Annotated in this window: 18 protein-coding genes; 5 read left to right on the top strand and 13 right to left on the bottom strand. The window is 72.9% G+C overall.

The genetic code is table 11. The annotated features are described in order from the left end of the window. Window positions 1-41 precede the first annotated feature (41 nt). Window positions 42-1,043: an aldo/keto reductase gene (locus OEIGOIKO_RS29745; protein WP_125056619.1), complete on the top strand. Its 1,002-nt coding sequence runs from the start codon at window positions 42-44 to the stop codon at window positions 1,041-1,043. 141 nt (window positions 1,044-1,184) lie between these two features. Here the strand turns inward: OEIGOIKO_RS29745 and OEIGOIKO_RS41885 are convergent, their stop codons facing one another. Together OEIGOIKO_RS41885 and OEIGOIKO_RS29760 are read right to left on the bottom strand one after the other, a co-directional pair. Further along, on the bottom strand, window positions 1,185-2,270 hold the full coding sequence (locus tag OEIGOIKO_RS41885; protein WP_170251914.1) for a CU044_5270 family protein: 1,086 nt from the start codon (window positions 2,268-2,270) through the stop codon (window positions 1,185-1,187). Then, window positions 2,263-3,003 carry an RNA polymerase sigma factor gene (locus OEIGOIKO_RS29760; RefSeq protein WP_125056621.1) on the bottom strand — a complete coding sequence of 247 codons (741 nt, stop codon included), beginning with the start codon at window positions 3,001-3,003 and terminating at the stop codon, window positions 2,263-2,265. The genes OEIGOIKO_RS41885 and OEIGOIKO_RS29760 overlap by 8 nt, the downstream gene beginning before the upstream one ends. An 81-nt stretch (window positions 3,004-3,084) precedes the next feature. On the opposite strand from OEIGOIKO_RS29760, the gene ctaD reads away from it, so the two are divergent. Continuing rightward, on the top strand, window positions 3,085-4,710 hold the full coding sequence (gene ctaD, locus OEIGOIKO_RS29765) for an aa3-type cytochrome oxidase subunit I (protein ID WP_125056622.1): 1,626 nt from the start codon (window positions 3,085-3,087) through the stop codon (window positions 4,708-4,710). Then, window positions 4,707-5,048, top strand: a complete 342-nt coding sequence (locus tag OEIGOIKO_RS29770) for a hypothetical protein (RefSeq protein ID WP_125056623.1) — start codon at window positions 4,707-4,709, stop codon at window positions 5,046-5,048. The genes ctaD and OEIGOIKO_RS29770 overlap by 4 nt, the downstream gene beginning before the upstream one ends. 118 nt (window positions 5,049-5,166) lie before the next feature. On the opposite strand, the gene OEIGOIKO_RS29775 is transcribed toward OEIGOIKO_RS29770, so the two are convergent. The 4 genes from OEIGOIKO_RS29775 to OEIGOIKO_RS29790 form a co-directional block, all read right to left on the bottom strand. Then, the gene (locus tag OEIGOIKO_RS29775) at window positions 5,167-5,877 is read right to left on the bottom strand and encodes a hypothetical protein (RefSeq protein ID WP_125056624.1); all 711 of its coding nucleotides are present in this window, start codon (window positions 5,875-5,877) and stop codon (window positions 5,167-5,169) included. A gap of 303 nt (window positions 5,878-6,180) precedes the next feature. Then, on the bottom strand, window positions 6,181-6,690 hold the full coding sequence (locus tag OEIGOIKO_RS29780) for a DUF6114 domain-containing protein (protein WP_125056625.1): 510 nt from the start codon (window positions 6,688-6,690) through the stop codon (window positions 6,181-6,183). Then, the gene (locus OEIGOIKO_RS29785) at window positions 6,681-7,301 is read right to left on the bottom strand and encodes a DUF6230 family protein (protein WP_125056626.1); all 621 of its coding nucleotides are present in this window, start codon (window positions 7,299-7,301) and stop codon (window positions 6,681-6,683) included. Before OEIGOIKO_RS29785 ends, OEIGOIKO_RS29780 begins: the two co-directional genes overlap by 10 nt. A gap of 297 nt (window positions 7,302-7,598) precedes the next feature. Continuing rightward, on the bottom strand, window positions 7,599-8,831 hold the full coding sequence (locus tag OEIGOIKO_RS29790) for a cytochrome P450 (protein WP_125056627.1): 1,233 nt from the start codon (window positions 8,829-8,831) through the stop codon (window positions 7,599-7,601). A gap of 319 nt (window positions 8,832-9,150) precedes the next feature. Between OEIGOIKO_RS29790 and OEIGOIKO_RS29795 the strand changes: the two genes are divergently transcribed. Both OEIGOIKO_RS29795 and OEIGOIKO_RS29800 read left to right on the top strand, forming a co-directional pair. Continuing rightward, a complete protein-coding gene (locus OEIGOIKO_RS29795) occupies window positions 9,151-10,320 on the top strand; it encodes a steroid 3-ketoacyl-CoA thiolase (protein WP_125056628.1) in 1,170 nt (389 codons plus the stop codon). Window positions 10,321-10,369: 49 nt separating this feature from the next. Next, window positions 10,370-10,987 carry a DinB family protein gene (locus OEIGOIKO_RS29800; protein WP_125056629.1) on the top strand — a complete coding sequence of 206 codons (618 nt, stop codon included), beginning with the start codon at window positions 10,370-10,372 and terminating at the stop codon, window positions 10,985-10,987. A 37-nt stretch (window positions 10,988-11,024) separates the two neighbouring features. On the opposite strand, the gene OEIGOIKO_RS29805 is transcribed toward OEIGOIKO_RS29800, so the two are convergent. The 7 genes from OEIGOIKO_RS29805 to OEIGOIKO_RS29835 form a co-directional block, all read right to left on the bottom strand. Then, window positions 11,025-11,414 (bottom strand): RidA family protein, encoded by a 390-nt coding sequence (locus OEIGOIKO_RS29805; protein ID WP_125056630.1) that lies wholly within the window; start codon window positions 11,412-11,414, stop codon window positions 11,025-11,027. Window positions 11,415-11,524: 110 nt separating this feature from the next. Beyond that, window positions 11,525-11,971: an aggregation-promoting factor C-terminal-like domain-containing protein gene (locus OEIGOIKO_RS29810; RefSeq protein ID WP_125056631.1), complete on the bottom strand. Its 447-nt coding sequence runs from the start codon at window positions 11,969-11,971 to the stop codon at window positions 11,525-11,527. Window positions 11,972-12,264: 293 nt separating this feature from the next. Further along, window positions 12,265-13,143, bottom strand: coding sequence for an ECF transporter S component (locus tag OEIGOIKO_RS29815; RefSeq protein WP_125056632.1), 879 nt, complete (start codon window positions 13,141-13,143; stop codon window positions 12,265-12,267). Then, on the bottom strand, window positions 13,140-15,086 hold the full coding sequence (locus OEIGOIKO_RS29820) for an ABC transporter ATP-binding protein (RefSeq protein WP_125056633.1): 1,947 nt from the start codon (window positions 15,084-15,086) through the stop codon (window positions 13,140-13,142). The genes OEIGOIKO_RS29815 and OEIGOIKO_RS29820 overlap by 4 nt, the downstream gene beginning before the upstream one ends. Then, window positions 15,083-16,348 (bottom strand): energy-coupling factor transporter transmembrane component T, encoded by a 1,266-nt coding sequence (locus OEIGOIKO_RS29825; RefSeq protein WP_246177607.1) that lies wholly within the window; start codon window positions 16,346-16,348, stop codon window positions 15,083-15,085. The genes OEIGOIKO_RS29820 and OEIGOIKO_RS29825 overlap by 4 nt, the downstream gene beginning before the upstream one ends. Then, a complete protein-coding gene (locus OEIGOIKO_RS43155; RefSeq protein ID WP_174857239.1) occupies window positions 16,345-17,100 on the bottom strand; it encodes an EGFR-like transmembrane domain-containing protein in 756 nt (251 codons plus the stop codon). The genes OEIGOIKO_RS29825 and OEIGOIKO_RS43155 overlap by 4 nt, the downstream gene beginning before the upstream one ends. After that, window positions 17,100-18,431: a prenyltransferase/squalene oxidase repeat-containing protein gene (locus tag OEIGOIKO_RS29835; protein WP_125056635.1), complete on the bottom strand. Its 1,332-nt coding sequence runs from the start codon at window positions 18,429-18,431 to the stop codon at window positions 17,100-17,102. The genes OEIGOIKO_RS43155 and OEIGOIKO_RS29835 overlap by 1 nt, the downstream gene beginning before the upstream one ends. Between the last annotated feature and the right edge of the window lie 51 nt (window positions 18,432-18,482).

Raw genomic sequence — 18,482 nt, forward strand, 5'->3', positions numbered from 1 at the left:
CCACTCGGCGGAGCAGACCCGGCGAGTGATGGAGGAACGCCATGAGGTGTCGACGGCTCGGTGGGCCGGGCGGGGCCGCGGTGTCGGCCGTGGGGCTCGGGTGCATGGGGATGTCCGTCGCGTACGGGCCCGCCGATCCGGCGGAGGCGCGACGGGCGCTCGACCGGGCCGCGGAGCTGGGGGTGACGTTCCTCGACACGGCCGACGCGTACGGGCGCGGGGCGAACGAGGAGTTCGTCGGCGACTGGCTGCGCGGCCGGAGCGCGCGGGAGGACGTCGTCCTCGCGACGAAGTTCGGGCTGCGGCACGACCCGGCGACCGGGCGGGTCGACACGGTGGACACATCGCCCGGGTACGTACCGGTCGCCTGCGACGCCTCGCTGCGCAGGCTCGGCGTCGAGTACATCGACCTCTACTACGCGCACCGCCGCGACCCCGCCGTACCGGTCGAGGAGACCGTCGGCGCGATGGCGGAGCTGGTCGCGGCGGGCAAGGTGCGCCACCTGGGCCTCTCGGAGGTCAGCCCGCGGACGCTGCGCACGGCGCACGCCGTGCATCCCGTCAGCGCGGTCCAGGTCGAGTACTCGCTGTTCACCCGGGGCGTGGTCGAGGGCGAACTGCTCGCCACCTGCCGCGAGCTGGGCGTGACCGTGGTGGCGTACTCGCCCCTCGGGCGCGGGATGCTCGCGGGGGCGCTCGCCTCGCGCGAGGAGCTGAGCGAGGACGACAACCGGCGACGCTGGCCGCGGTTTTCCGCCGAGAACATCGAGCGCAATCTGCAGCTCGTCCGCGCGGTGCGCCGCGTGGCCGACGAGCTGGAGGTGCCGCCGGCGCGCGCGGCGCTCGCCTGGCTGCTGGCGCAGGGCGAGGACATCGTGCCGATTCCCGGTACGAAGCGGGCGCGATATGTCGCCGAGAACGCCGCCGCGGCGGACCTGACCCTCACCGCGGAGCAGGTCGCGCGGCTGCGCGCGGCGGTGCCCGCCGACGCGGTGGCGGGCGCGCGCTATCCGCAGCAGGCCCTGGAGCGGCTTGGTCACTGAACGGATGGACGCGGGCCTGCCGGAGAGGCGACAGCCGCTGGGCGGACGGCGTGGACGGCACGGGCCTGCCGGAGAGGCGACAGCCGCTGGGCGGACGGCGCGGGCCGCCGGAGAGACACCGGCCGGCGGCCCGCCCGCACCTCACGGCATCCACGCCTCGTACGACAGCACGTCACCCGACTTGATCTTGAAGTCGGGGACGTCCTTCGTCAACGTCGTCTCCATGCCGAGGATCCGACCGGTCTCCGCGTCGAGGACGACCAGTTGCAGGGTGCCGTCCATCGACCCTTGCGACGCGTCCGTGCCCCGGTACGCGTACGCCTGGCCGCGCCGCCCGAGACGGTCGACGACCTGGCCGGCCGGGCGGAGGTCCTTGATCCGGGAGAGCATCCGGACCAGTGCCGCCGACTCGCGCGGGCCCGGGGTCCATTCCTGGAGGAAGGAGGAGAGGGCCATCAGCAGCGGCTGCGTCTCGGTGCCGGCGCCGCTGTAGAAGGTGGACAGGTAGGAGCGCAGCTCGTCCGGATCGGCGGGCGGCCGCGCGGGCAGCGTGCCGTCGCCGGTGGCCGGGTCGTCCAGGCGGGTGCCCGGGGGGTACGTCTTGCGGTGCAGGACCTTGCCGTCGTTGACGGTGCGCCACGTGCCGTCGGCGTCGTTGATCACCGGGCGGCCGGGGTGCCGGGGGTCGGTGGCGACGACGAGTTCGGAGCCGCTGCCGTCCGGGTTCCAGCGGGTGATGCGCTCCTCGGGGATGGTGACCGGCGGCTGGGCGTCGGGGCCGGTCTCCATGCTGAGGTACCAGCTCTGGAGGTGGCTGCCCCGGTGCGGCTTCGGGGCGTCGTGCCGGGCGCGGGCGTACGCCTCCGCCCGGCGCGCGACCTCGTCCAGCGGCAGGGCCGGGGCGTCGGGCTGCACGACGAGCGCCGTGGGGGAGGCCGCCGCCGGTGCCGTGCTGACGCCGGAGAAGGTGAGGGTGAGGGCTGCGATCGCGGCGGCCGAGGCGGCGGTGGCGCCGATGAGCAGGCGGCGGGTGCGGCGGGGCCGGGCAGCACGGGGGAGACGGGGGCCGCGCTCCGGGATGCGCTCCGGCGTGGAAGACGGCGCGTCGGCGCTCGTCAGCGCGGCCAGCCGGTGTTCGGCGCGCGCGGTGAGCGGGCGGTCGCGCCAGGGCCCCTCGTCGGACCGTACGGGATCGGCCTGCCGCAGCAGCTCCAGTTCGTCAGTCAAGGCTGCGGCCTCCGGCTCGGGTCGGCACCGCGGGTGCGGGCAAAGGGGGGCGTGCGGGGGTACGGCGTGCGGGTGTGCGGTGCGCGCGCGGGCGCGGCGGGGGAGCGACGGGCCCCGGGTCGGGCCCTGGCTCCGGCGCCCCCTTCGGCCGGAGACGGTCTATCTGCGTACGGAGCCGGTTGCGCGCCCGGTGCAGTCGCATGGCCGCCGCGCTCTGGCTGCAGTCGAGGGTGACGGACAACTCCTGGAGGGTCAGCTCCTCCCAGGCCGTCAGGCGCAACACCTCCTGGTCGGCGGGGGAGAGACGTTCCAGCGCCTCGTGCACCCAGGACCCCGGACGTTCCGAGTCGGGGCTGTCCACGGTCTGACGGCGGTGCGCGGCCTCGTGATTGCCGAGGCGGTGCAGCAGGCGCCGGTAACGGCCGAAGCCGCGCACCGTGTTCGACAGGCAGTTGCGGGCCACGCCGTACAGCCAGGGCAGCGGAGACGGCGGCAGCTCGGCGCGCCGCCGCCAGGCTATGGAGAAGACCTCCGCCACCACCTCCTCGACGTCGTCCTCCTGTCCGCTGTCCAGCCGGCGGGCGACGAAGCGGCTGACCGCCCAGTAGTGCGTGCGGTAGGCGGCGGCGAAGGCTTCGTCCACGTCCCGGTCGACGTCCGGGCCGGGGTCCGCGCCGGGGCCCGCGCCGAGGTCCTCGTCCGGGCCGTCCCCGGCGGCTGCGTCCTTGCTCATGATCTGTTGGTGTCCGGCACGTCCGCGATCTTCACACCCTGCCGCGGTGAAGTTTCCGGCGGCCCCGGACACCTACGGTGCATGAAGTCCCCCGTGAAGTGGCTGACGACCACCGACCACAAGACCATCGGCACGCTGTACCTGATCACCTCGTTCGCGTTCTTCTGCGTCGGCGGCCTGCTGGCCCTGCTGATGCGCGCCGAGCTGGCCAGGCCGGGCCATCAGATCCTGTCGAACGAGCAGTTCAACCAGGCGTTCACGATGCACGGCACGATCATGCTGCTGATGTTCGCGACGCCGCTGTTCTCCGGTTTCGCGAACTGGATCATGCCGCTGCAGATCGGCGCCCCCGATGTCGCCTTTCCCCGGCTGAACATGTTCGCGTACTGGCTGTACCTCTTCGGCTCACTGATCGCGGTGGGCGGGTTCCTCACGCCGCAGGGCGCCGCCGGCTTCGGCTGGTTCGCCTATGCGCCGCTCTCCGACTCCGTGCATTCCCCGGGCATCGGCGGCGACATGTGGATCATGGGCCTGGCGCTGTCCGGCTTCGGGACGATCCTGGGCGCGGTCAATTTCATCACCACCATCGTCTGTATGCGCGCGCCCGGCATGACGATGTTCCGCATGCCCATCTTCACGTGGAACGTGCTGCTGACCGGCGTACTGGTCCTGCTCGCCTTCCCCGTGCTGGCCGCGGCCCTCTTCGCGCTGGAGGCGGACCGTAAATTCGGCGCGCACGTCTTCGACGCGGCCAACGGCGGCGCATTGCTGTGGCAGCACCTCTTCTGGTTCTTCGGCCACCCCGAGGTCTACATCATCGCGCTGCCGTTCTTCGGCATCATTTCCGAGGTCATTCCGGTCTTCTCCCGGAAGCCGATGTTCGGTTACCTCGGGCTGATCGCGGCGACGATCTCGATCGCGGGCCTTTCGGTCACCGTCTGGGCCCACCACATGTACGCGACGGGCGGCGTGCTGCTGCCGTTCTTCTCCTTCATGACATTCCTGATCGCGGTGCCGACCGGGGTGAAGTTCTTCAACTGGATCGGCACGATGTGGAAGGGCTCGCTGTCCTTCGAGACACCGATGCTCTGGGCCGTCGGCTTCCTGATCACCTTCACCTTCGGCGGGCTGACCGGCGTCATTCTGGCGTCGCCGCCGATGGACTTCCACGTGACGGACTCCTACTTCGTGGTCGCCCACTTCCACTACGTCATCTTCGGCACCGTCGTCTTCGCGATGTTCGCCGGCTTCCACTTCTGGTGGCCGAAGTTCACCGGCAGGATGCTGGACGAACGGCTCGGGAAAATCACCTTCTGGACGCTTTTCATCGGCTTCCACGGCACCTTCCTCGTCCAGCACTGGCTGGGTGCCGAGGGCATGCTGCGCCGCATCCCCGACTACCTGGCCGCCGACGGCTTCACGACGCTCAACACCGTCTCGACGATCGCCTCGTTCCTGCTGGGCCTGTCGCTGCTGCCGTTCCTCTACAACGTCTGGAAGACCGCGAAGTACGGGGAAAAGGTCACGGACGACGACCCGTGGGGCTGGGGCCGTTCGCTGGAGTGGGCCACCTCCTGTCCGCCGCCGCGGCACAACTTCACCTCCCTGCCGCGCATCCGGTCCGAATCCCCGGCATTCGACCTGCACCACCCGGAAGTCGGTACGCCCGGCCTGGACCGTGAAAAGGAACACGAGGTGCTGGTATGAGCGGAAGCACACCGATGAGCACAGCCGAGGCCGTCAACGAGATCGAGGGATATCTGCTCTGGGAGGCGGAGAAGGAGCGCGCCCGCGACTTCAGCGCCCGGCTGCCGTGGCTGACCCGCGCGCAGCAGGCGGAGGTCGAGCAGCAGTACCAGGCCGACCAGTTGGAATTCTCCCGGGCCTGCCTGCGGCGGATCGCCGCCCGCAGCGGAGAACTCCGCGCCGAGTACGAGGGCGTGTACCGGGTGCTGCGCCGTCGCCTGCTGACGGGCCTGCTCGTCGTGGCGGGGCTGCTGGTGACCGGCGCGGTGACGGTTGCCGTCGCCCTCACCGGCGGGTGAGGGCGACGGACTGACGACGGCCGGGGGCGCCCGCGGCTGAGGGGGCGGCGGCGGACGCCTCCCGGCCGTCAGCCGGAGCCGGCCGTCAGCCGGGAGCGGCTGTCAGCCGGACCGCCCGTCAGCCGGTGACGGTGATCTGCGACGCCGGGTCGGTGGTGTCGGCCACCTTGTACGTGGCGTTGAAGGCCGACGTCGTGGCGCTGGTCGGGCAGCCGAAACCGCCGACGACCTTCACCGGTACCGAGGCGTTGGTGAAGGTGAGGGTGGACGGCGCGCCGTTCGCCCAGGCACCGGTCACCGTCGCCGCGCCGGTGGGGGCGGCCGTCACCGTACAACTGGCCAGACCGCTGGTCTTGAGCACGAAACCGCCGGTCGGGATGGTCAGCCCGGCGGTGCTCGGTGCGCCGTTCTGCATGGTGACGCCCCAGGCGCCGGACGTCTGGATGGTGGCGCTGACGCCCGGCATGCTGGTGGTGCACGAGGTGTAGCTGGGCGCCGAGATGCCGTTGCTGACCGGGCCGGAGGCGTTGGAGTTGCCCGGGGCGTCCGGGACCTGGCCGGTGGCGTTGGAGACGGTGCAGGTCACCGTCACCGAACCGGCCTTGAAGGTGGCCTTGCCGCTGAGGGTGGCGGCGTAGGAATGACCGGCCGGGGTGACGGTGGTCGCGCCGGGGGTGACCGGTGCCCCGGTGGGCTGGGCGGTGGCCGAGCCGGTCAGGGCCAGGGAGAGGGATGCGGTCGCGAGGATGCCCGTACCGGCGGCGAGCAGGGCGCGCGGCCGCCGTGCGACGGAGTGGTGTGCGCGAGAGCGTGCGGGTCTGTGCGTCATCGCGGTTCTCCTTCTGCGAGCGGTGTTGATGGGGCGACGCAGGTGCCTGCGAACACCTGCGGGTCAGGGGGGTGTGCGAGCCCGCCGTACGCGTGGGACGGGGCCCGGCGACCCGGTGGGACCATGGCGGACACCGTCGTACGGGTACGGAGGTGCGGTCTTGCGGGCGAGAGGGCGGCGCCGTACGGGTACGGAAGCTGTCTTACGGGGACGAGGGCGGCGCCGTACGGGTACGGAAGCGTCGCCGTACCCGTACCAGGGCGTCGAAGTACACCTACGTCGCTGACCTGCCGCGCGGCCCGGTCAGCTCTGCGGCTGGGTGCGGTGCGGTGCGGACGGCTCGCCGTCGGACGGCCCCGGACCCGGAACCGGTTCCGGCCCCTGCTCCGGTCGGGGGCCCGTACCCGCATCCGCCTGCGGCCCCGGCTCGGGCTCCGGCAGCGGGCGTGGCTGCCAGGCGAAGATCATGCCGCCGCCGAGGATGCCGACGATCGTGCCGAACAGGAACCCGCCGAGATTGGACATCACCAGTGCGGCGGTGGACACCAGGACGGTGAGGATGCCGGCCAGGCCCCGGTAGTGCGGCGCGAACCACGCGGACAGGCCCATCAGGATCATCACCAGGCCCATCAGGACGGACGGGATTCCGGCGATGCCCTGCTGGAGCATGACCTTCAGCGGTGCCAGCGGGATGGCGCAGATCTCCGCACCGGCGACGACGGCCGCCAGCCCGCCCCAGAAGGGGCGGCCCTTGCGCCAGCGCCGCCAGGCCGCCCGCCCGCGCCGCCAGGAGCCCTGCCCGGTCAGAAGCATTCCTTCTTGCCCTTGGAGATCTTCATGCTCAGGCCGGACAGCCGGAAGGTACCGGCGTTGGTCGCCCAGGCCGTCTGCTTGAGGTCGGTGATGTTGACATCGTCGGCCTGCTGGGCGAACAGGTCCTGCATGCCCTGTGCGGTCGCCGGGCCCTTGTCGAGGGTGGAGGCGTCCCGGCCGATCTCGATGTTGTTGAAGGACGCGTTGCCGGAGAGCTGGGTGGCGTCCACGAAGAGGTCGGTGGCATGGACCGGTGTCTTGCCGCCGCCCGCGGTGAGGTTGAGGGAGATGTCGCCGATGACCGGCAGTGTGGTGACCACCGACTGGCACAGTTTGTGCAGGTCGGCCTTCTTGATGGCGGTCACGGCCACCGGCAGCAGGTCGCCGCGGGCGTTCTGGTCCACGCCGCCGTACTGGGCGAAGCCTTCGCCGTTGAGGGAGGCGGCGGACACCTTGAACTGCTGTCCCGATACGGCGAACGAGGCCGCCAGCGCGCCGTTGGCCAGGGCGATGGCCAGTGCCGCGGTCCCGGCGAAGGCCGGGACGGACAGCACGGCGAACTTGCGCCAGCTGACCCGCCCCGTGACGTGTCTGCCGTGTGCGTCCTTCATGAGAGTGGTCCCCTTCGAAGTGCGGTGGATCGCGCAGCCGAGAGTTGTGGGGGGACGTGCTGGGCACCGGGCCAGGAAACGGCAAGCGTGTGGCGATCAGGTGGAGGGTGTGAAGAACTGGCCGGTGTTACTGGCGAGTTGAATGTAAGTCTGCCAGTAGCCGTTGGCAAGGTTGAGGACCGAAGGAACCACAGGAGACGCAAAAAGAGACACGCGGGCCCGCCGCCCGGCAGCACCGCCGTACCGGCGCGCCGCCGTACCGCCCGGCTCCGCCGCGTCTTCGCGTACGCGCACGGCCTACGCGTACCGGACCCGCAGCTCCTTCACCCCGTTGAGCCAGGCCGACCGCAGCCGGCGCGGGGCGCCCGCGAGGGCGATGTCCGGCACGGTGTCGGCGATGGCCTGGAAGATCAGGTCGATCTCCAGGACGGCGAGCGACTTGCCGAGGCAGAAGTGCGGGCCGCCCCCGCCGAACCCCAGATGGGGGTTGGGATCGCGGGTGATGTCGAACGTCCCGGGGTTCTCGAAGACCTCCGGGTCGTGGTTGGCGGAGGCGTAGAAGAGGCCGACGCGCTGGCCCTCGCCGATCCGCTCGCCGCCCAGGGTGGTGTCCTGGGTGGCGGTGCGCTGGAAGGAGACGACGGGCGTCGCCCAGCGCACGATCTCCTCGGCCGCGGTGCCGGGCCGTTCCCGTTTGTACAGCTCCCACTGGTCGGGGTGGGTCAGGAAGGCGTGCATCCCGTGGGTGATCGCGTTGCGGGTCGTCTCGTTGCCCGCGACGGCCAGCAGGAGGACGAAGAACCCGAACTCGTCGGACGCGAGGTTGCCCTCGTCCTCCGCCGCGACCAGCCGGCTGACGATGTCCTGCGCCGGGCACTCCTTGCGGGCCGCGGCCAGGTTCATCGCGTACGAGATCAGCTCGGCCCCCGCGGTGCTGCCGACCTCCTCGGTGACGGCCAGCTCGGGGTCGTCGTACGCGATCATCTTGTTCGACCAGTCGAAGATGCGGGACCGGTCGTCCTGGGGGATGCCGATCAGCTCGGCGATGGCCTGGAGCGGGAGTTCGCAGGCGATGTCGGTGACGAAGTCGCCGGACTCCTTGCCGCGGGCGGCGGCGACGATGGTCCGCGCGCGGTCGCGCAGGGCGCCTTCGAGAGCGCGGATCGCGCGGGGCGTGAAGCCGCGCTGGACGATCTGCCGGACCCGGGTGTGTTCCGGCGGGTCCATGTTCAGCATGATCAGCTTCTGGACGTCGATCTTGTCGCGGGTCATGGCCGCGTTGAAGCGGATGATCGAGGTGTTGCGGTTCGCCGAGAAGACCTCCGGCCGGGTGGAGACCTCCCGGATGTCCTCGTGCCGGGTCACCACCCAGTAGCCGTCGTCGCCGAAGCCGGCGATGTTGTGCGGCTGGGCGTTCCACCATACGGGCGCGGTGCGCCGCAGCCGGGCGAACTCGGGCAGCGGTACGCGGCGGTGGTAGACGTCGGGGTCGGTGAAGTCGAACCCGTCGGGCAGCTCGGGGCATGGCATCTCGGTGACTCCAGCTCTGGTCCGGCCCGGTGCCGGTCGGGGGTCCTGGCGGCCCGTCGTCGTGCGGATGCCGACCGGCGGTCCTGACGGGCCGTCAGCTCATGGCGGTGAAGGTAGTAACGAGTTCTATAAGTGGCAAGGGGGAGCGGGGCGTCAAGTGCCGCCTCCGCGCGCCCGTTGGGGGCGGAAGGCCCGTGCAGCACCCTTGCGCCGCCGCCCGCGGCTCAAAGAGACTGACCAGGGAACTAGAACGCGTACCAGTTCCGTCGTCGGGGGTGCCGGGACGTCCTGCGGGACGTGAGGAGAGGACGAGTCAGTCATGGCCGCGGAACCCGTCATCGTGGAAGCCGTACGCACCCCGATCGGCAAGCGCGGCGGCGCGCTCGCCAACCTCCACCCCGCCTACCTCCTCGGCGAGACCTACCGCGAACTGCTCGACCGCACCGGCATCCAGCCGGACTGCGTGGAACAGATCGTCGGCGGCACGGTCACCCACGCCGGCGAGCAGTCCATGAACCCGGCCCGCACCGCCTGGCTGACGATGGGCCTGCCGTACGAGACGGCCGCCACCACCGTGGACTGCCAGTGCGGCTCGTCCCAGCAGGCCAACCACATGGTCGCCAACATGGTCGCGGGCGGCGTCATCGACATCGGCATCGGGTGCGGCGTGGAGGCGATGTCCCGGGTGCCGCTGGGCAGCGGCTCCAAGCACGGGCCCGGCAAGCCCTGGCCGGACGAGTGGAACGTGGACCTGCCCAACCAGTTCGAGGCGGCCGAACGCATCGCCCGCAACCGGGGGCTGACCCGCGAGGACGTCGACGCGCTCGGGCTGCGCTCGCAGGAGCGGGCCGCGGCGGCCTGGGCCGAGGAACGCTTCAAGCGCGAGACGTTCGCCGTGCAGGTGCCGACCACGGAGGACGAACAGGCCGCCGGGCAGGGCATGTGGCGGCTGGTGGACCGCGACGAGGGGCTGCGCGACACGAGCATGGAGGCGCTCGGCGGGCTCAAGCCGGTCATGCCGACCGCCGTGCACACGGCGGGCAACTGCTCCCAGATCTCGGACGGCGCGAGCGCGGTGATGTGGGCGTCCAAGCGGATGGCCCGCGCGCTCAAACTCAAGCCACGGGCCCGCATCGTCGCCCAGGCGCTGGTCGGCGCCGACCCCCACTACCACCTCGACGGGCCCATCGACGCGACGCGGGCCGTGCTGGGCAAGGCCGGGATGTCGCTCAAGGACATCGACCTGGTGGAGATCAACGAGGCGTTCGCGTCGGTCGTCCTGTCCTGGGCGCGGGTCTTCGACCAGGATCTGGAGAAGGTCAACGTGAACGGCGGCGCCATCGCCCTGGGCCACCCCGTCGGCGCCACGGGCGCCCGCCTGATCACCACGGCGCTGCACGAACTGGAGCGGACCGGCAAGGAGTTCGCGCTGGTCACGATGTGCGCGGGCGGAGGACTGGCGACGGGGACGATCCTTCAGCGGTTGTGACGGGCGGAGGCGAAGGGGCGTTGTCAGTGGTCCCTGTCACACTCGCCTCATGACCGAATCAGGGGTTGAAGCCGGGGCCGGACCGGGGGCTGGATCAGGGGCTCGGGGCGCGTGGCCGCCACCGGTACCGCCGGGTAATCACGCGCCGCTGTGGGCGGACGAGGGCGGCGCGCGGCAGCGCCCGCCGCTGGTGGGGGACGAGCGGGACATCCTCACCAGCTATCTGGAGTGGCACCGCGCCACCTTCGAGCTGAAGTGCTCGGGAGTGCCCGCCGAGCGGCTCTCGGAGCGGACGGTGCCGCCGTCGAGCATGAGCCTGCACGGGCTGATACGGCATCTCGCCGGGGTGGAGCGGTGGTGGTTCCACATCCAGTTCGCGGGCGAACGGACCCCGATGCTCCACTACTCCGACGAGGACCCCGACCAGGATTTCGACGACCTGTCCGGCGACCCGGAGGAAGCCCTGGCCGTCTGGCGGGAGCAGTGCGAGCACTCCCGCCGTATCGTGGCCGGCGCACCGTCCCTGGACGCGACGGGCATCCACGCGGCCTCGGGTGATCCGGTCTCACTGCGCCGCGTCATGGTCGACCTGATAGCGGAGTACGCCCGGCACAACGGCCATGCCGACCTGCTGCGCGAGCGGATGGACGGGGCGACCGGGCGCTGACCGGGCCGGGCCCCGCCCCGGCCTCCTCGCCGTCCGGTCACGGCGTGACCCGCCGTGCGTACACCTCTATCTCGATCTTCATCCGGGGGTCGGCGAGGCCGCACACCATCATCGTGGCGGCCGGCCGGACCTCGCCGAAACAGCGCCGCAGGACCGGCCAGCACGGCTCGAAGTCCGCGCGGTCGGGAAGGAGGTAGCGCACCCGCACCACGTCGGCGAAGCCGCACCCGGCCTCGGTCAGCGCGGCCTCGATGTTGCGCAGGCACTGCTCGGCCTGCTGCACCACGTCATCGGAGATCGTCATGGTCGTGTAGTCGAACCCGGTCGTCCCGGACACATGCACCCAGTCGCCGTCCACCACGGCACGGGCGTAGCCGATCTGCTCCTCGAAGGCCGAACCGCTGAGAATCGCACGTCGCTCTGTCATGCGCCGAACGCTAAGTGATCATCATCCGGACGTACAGCAGTCCGGGTGCACGAAAGCGGCCGACGCCGGGGCGTCGGCCGCTTCAGGAGCAGTCAGCTGCCGCGGGCCGCTCAGTACCAGTTGTGGGACTGCCAGAACTTCCAGGCGTCGCAGGGGCTGCCGTAGGTGGAGTTCATGTAGTCCAGACCCCACTTGATCTGGGTCTCCGGGTTGGTCTTCCAGTCCGCGCCCGCCGAGGCCATCTTCGAGCCGGGCTGGGCCTGCACCAGGCCGTAGGCGCCGCTGGACGGGTTGGTGGCGGTCGGGTCCCAGCCGCTCTCGCGCTCGACGATGTTGCTGAAGCACTGGTACTGGGCCTGGTCCGGGATCAGCTTGTGCGCCGCGGCCTTGGCGTCGCTCGCGCTCGCGGAGGACGGTGCCTGCGCGGGGGCGGCGGCCTGGGCCGGCGTGGCGCCGAAGGCGGCGGCCGAGGCACCCAGGGCGACGGCGCCGACGGCGACGGCGGCCTTCTTGCGGGCGGCGAGACGGCTGGTGATCGTGGACGAGGTGACGCTCACGGGAGGGGGAACCTTCCGACGGGTGCAAGGGGCGCCGCCGAGGCTGCGGCCAGGGGGGAAGAAGCACGCTGCGCTCGGCGACGACATCCACCCTGGGAAGTGGTCGGCGGGGTTGGCAATACCCGGACGTACTAGTGGATCTCGCACGCGAGGTGAAAGGTCCCGCCCGTCCCGGCCCGAGGGGGAGCGGATCGACGCAGGCGCGCGATCTACGAAGGGCGGTCGTACCGGGGCGGAAGTCCTGTGGGTGGGGTCACAGGGGACGGGGTGGTGGTAAGGGGCAGAGTGTGGTTTCAGAGGTTACGGTTCGGCCCCGGGCCGAACGTCGCCGGGGCGTCGAACGCCGCGCGGCGGGTGGCGCGGCGCAGCGCCTTGAGGAGGGTGGGGCCGAGGGTGAGGGTGAGGATCACCGTGACCGCGGCCCGGGGCAGGTCCCAGCCCAGCGAGGTCGCCAGGCAGTAGGCGACGAAGCGCGCCAGGTTCTCGGGCAGCGGGTCGCCCGGCACGAAGGAGACGCCGGTGGCCATGCCGCCGATGTAGGGCCAGCCCTGGAGGTTCATGACCAGGCCGTACAGGACGGCGGAGAGCCCGCCGTACACCGCGATCATGGTGAGTTCGCGGCGGCCGCGCAGCCGGTCCGGTCCCGGCAGCAGGCCCGCGCCCATCGCCACCCACCCCATCGACAGCATCTGGAACGGCAGCCACGGCCCCACCCCGCCGGTCAGCAGCGCGGAGGCGAACATCGACACCGAGCCGAGCACGAACCCGAAGCCCGGCCCCAGTACCCGTCCGGACAGCACCATCAGGAAGAACATCGGCTCGATGCCGGCGGTGCCCGCGCCCAGCGGGCGCATCGCCGCGCCCGCGGCGGCCAGGACACCGAGCATGGCGATGGCCTTCGCGTCGAGGCCGGGCGCGCCGCCCGTCGCCGAGGACGCCGAGGTGTCGGCGATCGTGGCCACGACGACGGCGAGGAGCAGCGGCAGCAGGGCCGCGAACAGCCACGGCGCGTCCGCGGAGTGCGCGAGGCCGGAGGCGGAGCCGGCCAGCAGGGGCCAGCCGAAGGCCATCACGCCGATAACGGAGACGAGGACGAGCGCGGCCACGGCGCGCGGGCCCAGCCGGACCGCCCGTGCCTGCCGGTCCGGCGGAGCGGGGAGCGTACGGGTCATGCCGTGGCCTCCAGGGCGTGGGCGACCTGGGGCACGGTGAGCCACGGCAGCGGCGCCAGCACCTTGGAGACCTGCGGCGCGAAGGCGGGCGAGGAGACGACGACCTCGGCGGTGGGGCCGTCCGCGACGATCTCGCCGTCCGCGAGGATGACGACCCGGTGGGCCAGCTCGGCGGCCAGTTCGACGTCGTGGGTGGCCAGGACGATCGCGTGCCCCTCGGCGGCCAGCCCGCGCAGCAGCTCCACGAGACGGCCCTTGGCCGCGTAGTCGAGACCTCGGGTCGGCTCGTCGAGCAGGAGCAGCGGCGGCCGGGCGGTCAGTACGACGGCCAGCGCGAGGGCGAGCCGCTGGCCTTCGGAGAGGTCGCGCGGGTGGGTGCCGTCCTGTACGTCCGGGAGCAGCCGGGTGACCAGGCCGCGGCAGGTGCCGGGGGCGGCGTCCGCGTCGTGGTCGGCGGCGGCGCACTCGGCGGCGACGGTGTCCGCGTACAGGAGGTCGCGCGGCTCCTGCGGCACGAGGCCGACGTGCCGCAGCAGCGTACGCGGTGCGGTGCGGTGCGGAGCCGCGCCGCCGACGTGCACCGAGCCGGCGGCGGGCTCGTGCATGCCGACGAGGGTGGTGAGCAGGGTTGACTTGCCCGCACCGTTGCGGCCCATGAGGGCGACCGTCTCGCCGGCGCGGACGGTCAGGCCGACGCGGTGCAGGGCGTCGATCCGGCCGCGCCGTACGGAGAGCCCGACGGCCTCGGCGGCGAGCGGGCCACCGGAACCCGCGGACGCGGGCGCGGACCCGGACCCGGGCGTGGGCGCCGACGGGGACAGGGACGTGGGGGCCGACGGGGACACGGACGTGGGGGCCGACGGGGACACGGACGCCTGTCCGGACCCGGACCCGGACCCGGACCCGGCCCCTGGCGTCGCCCCGGCCCGGTGCCGGTCCGCGCGGCGGCGCCACCGCCCGAAGCGCTTGCGGGCAGAGCCGGCGTCCTCCGGACCGGTGCCGAGACCGGTGAAGGAACCGGCGTCGAAGCCGGCCGCCCCGGAACCGGCGCCCGCCTCCGCCTCCGTCACCGCCTCCGTCACCGACCCCGTCGCCCCGGGGAGCCCTCCACTCCCCTCCGGCTCCACCCCCGCCAGCCGCTCCCGCAGCGACGACGCCTTGCGGCGGGCGTCGCGTACCGACAGCGGCAGCGGTGACCAGTGGGCGAGCCGGCCCAGGGCCACCACCGGCGGGTGGACGGGGGAGACGGCCATGATGTCGGCGGGCGCGCCGACGACCGGGGGCGCGCCGGGTGCGGGCAGCAGGATGACCTGGTCGGCGTACTGGACGACGCGCTCCAGCCGGTGTTCGGCCAGCAGGACCGTCGTGCCGAGGTCGTGCACCAGGCGCTGCAGCACGGCGAGCACCTCCTCGGCGGCGGCCGGGTCCAGGGCGGAGGTCGGCTCGTCCAGGACCAGCACCTTGGGGTGGGTGGTGAGCACCGAGCCGATGGCGACGCGCTGCTGCTGCCCGCCGGAGAGCGTGGTGATGGCGCGGTCGCGCAGGTCGGCGAGGCCGAGGAGGTCCAGGGTCTCCTCGACGCGGCGCCGCATGACGTCCGGGGCCAGGCCCAGTGACTCCATGCCGTACGCGAGTTCGTCCTCGACGGTGTCGGTGACGAAGTGGGCGAGCGGGTCCTGGCCGACGGTGCCGACCACGTCGGCCAGTTCGCGCGGCTTGTGGGTACGGGTGTCCCGGCCGGCCACGGTGACGCGGCCGCGCAGGGTGCCGCCGGTGAAGTGCGGCACCAGGCCGCAGACGGCGTTCAGCACGGTGGACTTGCCGACGCCGGAGGGGCCGACGAGCAGGCACAGTTCACCTTCGGGCACGGTCAGGTCGACGCCCTGGACGGCGGGTTGCGCGGCGTCCCCGTAGGTGACCGACACCTGGTCGAAGCGGATCACTGAGGGGACTCCTTCGTGTGCGGCGCGCCCTGCGCCGGAGACTTCCTTACCCGTGCCCGCCCGGCGCCCGGTTCTCCCGGCCCCGGCCCGGCTCCTGTCCCGGCCTCCGACCCGGCCCGCGTCCTGGCCCCCGACTCCGGTCCCGTCGCCACCTCGGCCCCCGCCGCCCGCTGCGGCAGTGGCGCGACGAACGCCGGGAGCAGTCCCACCAGGACACCGGCCGCGGGCCACAGGGGAAGGACGGGGGCGGTGAGCGGTACGGCGGGCGGGTGCAGGGCGGCCGGGTCGTAGGAGTTCGCCCAGATCGTCAGGGCGGCCACCGCGATGCCGGAGCCCGACACCAGCCAGGCGCGCACGCCCCACCGGTCGGGCCGGTAGCGGCTGCGTACGGACCGGCGGCCGCCCAGCCACAGCCCGGCGAGGGCCGCGGCGAGCCCGGCGAGCAGCACGGGCAGCCCGTACGCGGCCCCGGTGCCGGCCAGCAGCCCGTACGTACCGGCGCAGACCCCGAGCAGGCCGCCGAGGGTGAGCGCGGTGGTGGTGTGCCGTACGGCGGACGGCACCTGCGCCGTACGGCCGTAGCCGCGCGCGTCCATCGCCGCCGCCAGCGACACCGAACGTTCCAGCGCGCCCTCCAGGACCGGCAGCCCGACCTGGAGCAGCGCCTTGACCCCCCGGTCCGGGCGGCCGCGCAGCCGGCGTGCGGCGCGCAGCCGCTGGACGTCGGCGACGAGGTTGGGCGCGAAGGTCATCGCGACGACGACCGCGACGCCCGCCTCGTACAGGGCGCCCGGCAGGGACTTCAGCAGGCGTGCCGGGCTGGCGAGCGCGTTCGCGGCGCCGACGCAGATCAGCAGGGTGGCCAGCTTCAGCCCGTCGTAGAAGGCGAAGAGCATGCCCTCGGCGGTGACCCGGCCGCCGATGCGCACCCCGCGCGCCCACTCGGGCAGCGGCACTTCCGGCAGCGTCACCAGGGTGTGCGTACCGGGGATGGGCGAGCCCAGGAGGAACGCGAAGACCAGCCGGATGACGATCACCAGCAGGCCGAGTTTGAGGAACGCGCCGTAGGAGCGGGCCCACGGCGCGTCCGTGCGGCGCGCCGCGACGACGTATCCGGCGACGCCGATCAGCAGGCCCAGCAGCAGCGGGTTGGTCGTCCGGGACGCCGCGGTGGCCAGGCCCAGCGCCCACAGCCACCAGGCGCCCGCGTGCAGTGCGGTGGAGCGGGTGGCGCGGGGGACGCCGAGGACGCGGGCGCTCATCCGCGGCGGCGGCGAGCCTGCCACCCGGCCGCCGCGCCCAGGACGACCAGGACGGCGAGGCCACCGATCAGTCCGGCGGAGGGGCCGCCCGAAGCGTCGTCGTCCGCCTGCTTCCCGGCGGCGGCCGTGCCCTGGGAAGCACCCGGTTCCGGCGCACCGGAACCGGAAGCCGAACCAGAAGCCGAACCGGAAGCCGACTCAGAGGCAGCACCGGATGCCTTGTCCGCGCACCCCGCCTTCGGATATCCGGCGATCGCGCACAGCAGCGCGTTCGCGTCGTACCGCAGCGGCTTGGCGACGGCCGCCAGCGCGTCACCGACCGTCCCGTCCTCGGGCAGCCGGGCGCACTCCGTACGGACCGGCGGCGGGTTCTCCCCGGCCGCCGCCTCCGCCTGCGTACCGAAGTCCAGGACCAGGCCGACGCGCTTGGTGCCGTCCTGCGCGGGCGTCTGCCCGCAGATCGCGGCGAAGTCCGCGGCCCGGCGCGGCTTGCCGGCCGCCGCCGAGTCGGCGCTGACGGTGAAACGGAAGCCCGCCACGGCGCCGTCCCGGGGGCGGCTGGTGGCCGGCCCCTCGGTCGCGTACGACCAGCCCCCGTCCTTGGCGGCCGGGGCACCGGCGGCGGGCCCGTCCCAGAAGGACCAGTAGCGGTACTCCTGCGCCTGGGCGGGCGCCGCGCCCAGGCCCGTGACCGTACCGGCCAGGGCCAGGGCGCCGAGGAGACGGGCGGAGCGGGACCGCGGCAGGCGCATCAGATGTCGCTCTTCTTCCGGCGGCCGCTGAGCAGGAACCCGGCGCCGACGCTCGCCACGAACACGATGCCGAAGATCCACCACACGCCGGAGTTCTGGTCGTCCTGGTCCTGCGCGTCCTTCTCGGGCGTGGCGGACGGGGCGGAGCTGCCGGCCGGCTTGGGGCCGGTGGCGTTGAGCTGTGCGACCAGGTCGGCGCCGCCGAAGGAGCGCGGGTCGGCGCCCGCGGCGTGCGCGGCGAGCACCAGCTGCGCGTACGCGGCCGGGCCGGCCTCCTTGGCCCAGTTCGCGGAGTTCTTCTCCAGCCACTTCAGCGGCGCCTGCGCGGCGGCACCGTGCGAGCCGGCGGCGAGGGCCACCACGGCGTCGGCGGTGTTGCCGACGTCGGGCTGGTCCTCGGCGCCGGGCATCGCGGACTTCAGGTGCTGGCCGTTCGCGCCGAGCACCGCGGCCAGGTAGGCGGCGCCGCCCTCGGCGGCCTGCTTCGGGTCCCGCCCCGCGTCCTTGTCCGCCGCTTCGCCGTCGCACTTCAGGGGCTTGACCGGCTCGTTGACGTCCTTGCCCGCCGGGTCGACGACGAAGCCGTCGCCCAGTCCGCCGAGCACGGCGGCGGCCGTGGCGTCCGCGTTCGGTGCCAGCTTGCCGTCCTTGGGCTGGAAGGCGAACGCGCCGCGCTCCCCCTCCTTCGCGTCACAGCCCAGCTGGAAGGTGACCAGCGCGTCGTACGGGGACTTGCCGCCCTTCTGCACGGACTCCGGCTTCTCACCCGCCGCCTTGAGCGCGCCGATCACCACGGAGGTGGAGTTGGCGTCACTGGGCGAGCCGCCCGTCGAGGGCCAGCCGCCGTCGTCGTTCTGCACCGACTTCAGCCACTTCACGGCCTTCTGCACGGCGTCGTCGTGCCCGCCGAGCGCGGCCAGTGCCTGGACCGCGGCGCCCGTCTGGTTGGTGTCCCGCATGGTCTTGTCGTCGCACGCCTTGGCCGGGTCGGCGCGGTAGGCGCTGAAGGCGCCGTCGGAGCACTGCTGCCCGGCGAGCCAGTCGACGCCCGTCACCGACGGACGCACCCCGACGGTGCGCTGCGCCAGGAGGGCGAGCGACTGCCGCCACACGCCGTCGTACTGCGGGTCCTTGGTGCCGTACAGCCCGTCCGGCAGCTTCGACGCCTGCGCGGCGGGCGCGGCGGAGTCGGCGGCCGCCACGGGGGCACCGGCCGCGCACAGCACGGCGGCCCCGGCCAGCGCCGCGGCGGCGCGGCGCGCCAGGACGGCGAAGGTGGGGGCCGTGGAAGCCCTGGGAGCCAGGGGAGCCTGGGAAGCCGTGGTGGCCATCGGGTCGGTGCCTCTCGGATCAGGTCGCCGCGGTGGGTCCGCGGTGGGCCG

The organism is Streptomyces paromomycinus (genome assembly GCF_003865155.1).
Taxonomy (GTDB): domain Bacteria; phylum Actinomycetota; class Actinomycetes; order Streptomycetales; family Streptomycetaceae; genus Streptomyces; species Streptomyces chrestomyceticus.

Excerpts from the sequence above, each read along its gene's own strand:
- OEIGOIKO_RS29745 (WP_125056619.1), top strand. The coding sequence starts at position 42 with ATGAGGTGTCGACGGCTCGGTGGGCCGGGCGGGGCCGCGGTGTCGGCC.
- OEIGOIKO_RS29760 (WP_125056621.1), bottom strand. The coding sequence starts at position 3,003 with ATGAGCAAGGACGCAGCCGCCGGGGACGGCCCGGACGAGGACCTCGGC.
- ctaD (WP_125056622.1), top strand. The coding sequence starts at position 3,085 with ATGAAGTCCCCCGTGAAGTGGCTGACGACCACCGACCACAAGACCATC.
- OEIGOIKO_RS29770 (WP_125056623.1), top strand. The coding sequence starts at position 4,707 with ATGAGCGGAAGCACACCGATGAGCACAGCCGAGGCCGTCAACGAGATC.
- OEIGOIKO_RS29775 (WP_125056624.1), bottom strand. The coding sequence starts at position 5,877 with ATGACGCACAGACCCGCACGCTCTCGCGCACACCACTCCGTCGCACGG.
- OEIGOIKO_RS29780 (WP_125056625.1), bottom strand. The coding sequence starts at position 6,690 with ATGCTTCTGACCGGGCAGGGCTCCTGGCGGCGCGGGCGGGCGGCCTGG.
- OEIGOIKO_RS29785 (WP_125056626.1), bottom strand. The coding sequence starts at position 7,301 with ATGAAGGACGCACACGGCAGACACGTCACGGGGCGGGTCAGCTGGCGC.
- OEIGOIKO_RS29790 (WP_125056627.1), bottom strand. The coding sequence starts at position 8,831 with ATGCCATGCCCCGAGCTGCCCGACGGGTTCGACTTCACCGACCCCGAC.
- OEIGOIKO_RS29795 (WP_125056628.1), top strand. The coding sequence starts at position 9,151 with ATGGCCGCGGAACCCGTCATCGTGGAAGCCGTACGCACCCCGATCGGC.
- OEIGOIKO_RS29800 (WP_125056629.1), top strand. The coding sequence starts at position 10,370 with ATGACCGAATCAGGGGTTGAAGCCGGGGCCGGACCGGGGGCTGGATCA.
- OEIGOIKO_RS29805 (WP_125056630.1), bottom strand. The coding sequence starts at position 11,414 with ATGACAGAGCGACGTGCGATTCTCAGCGGTTCGGCCTTCGAGGAGCAG.
- OEIGOIKO_RS29815 (WP_125056632.1), bottom strand. The coding sequence starts at position 13,143 with ATGACCCGTACGCTCCCCGCTCCGCCGGACCGGCAGGCACGGGCGGTC.
- OEIGOIKO_RS29825 (WP_246177607.1), bottom strand. The coding sequence starts at position 16,348 with ATGAGCGCCCGCGTCCTCGGCGTCCCCCGCGCCACCCGCTCCACCGCA.
- OEIGOIKO_RS43155 (WP_174857239.1), bottom strand. The coding sequence starts at position 17,100 with ATGCGCCTGCCGCGGTCCCGCTCCGCCCGTCTCCTCGGCGCCCTGGCC.
- OEIGOIKO_RS29835 (WP_125056635.1), bottom strand. The coding sequence starts at position 18,431 with ATGGCCACCACGGCTTCCCAGGCTCCCCTGGCTCCCAGGGCTTCCACG.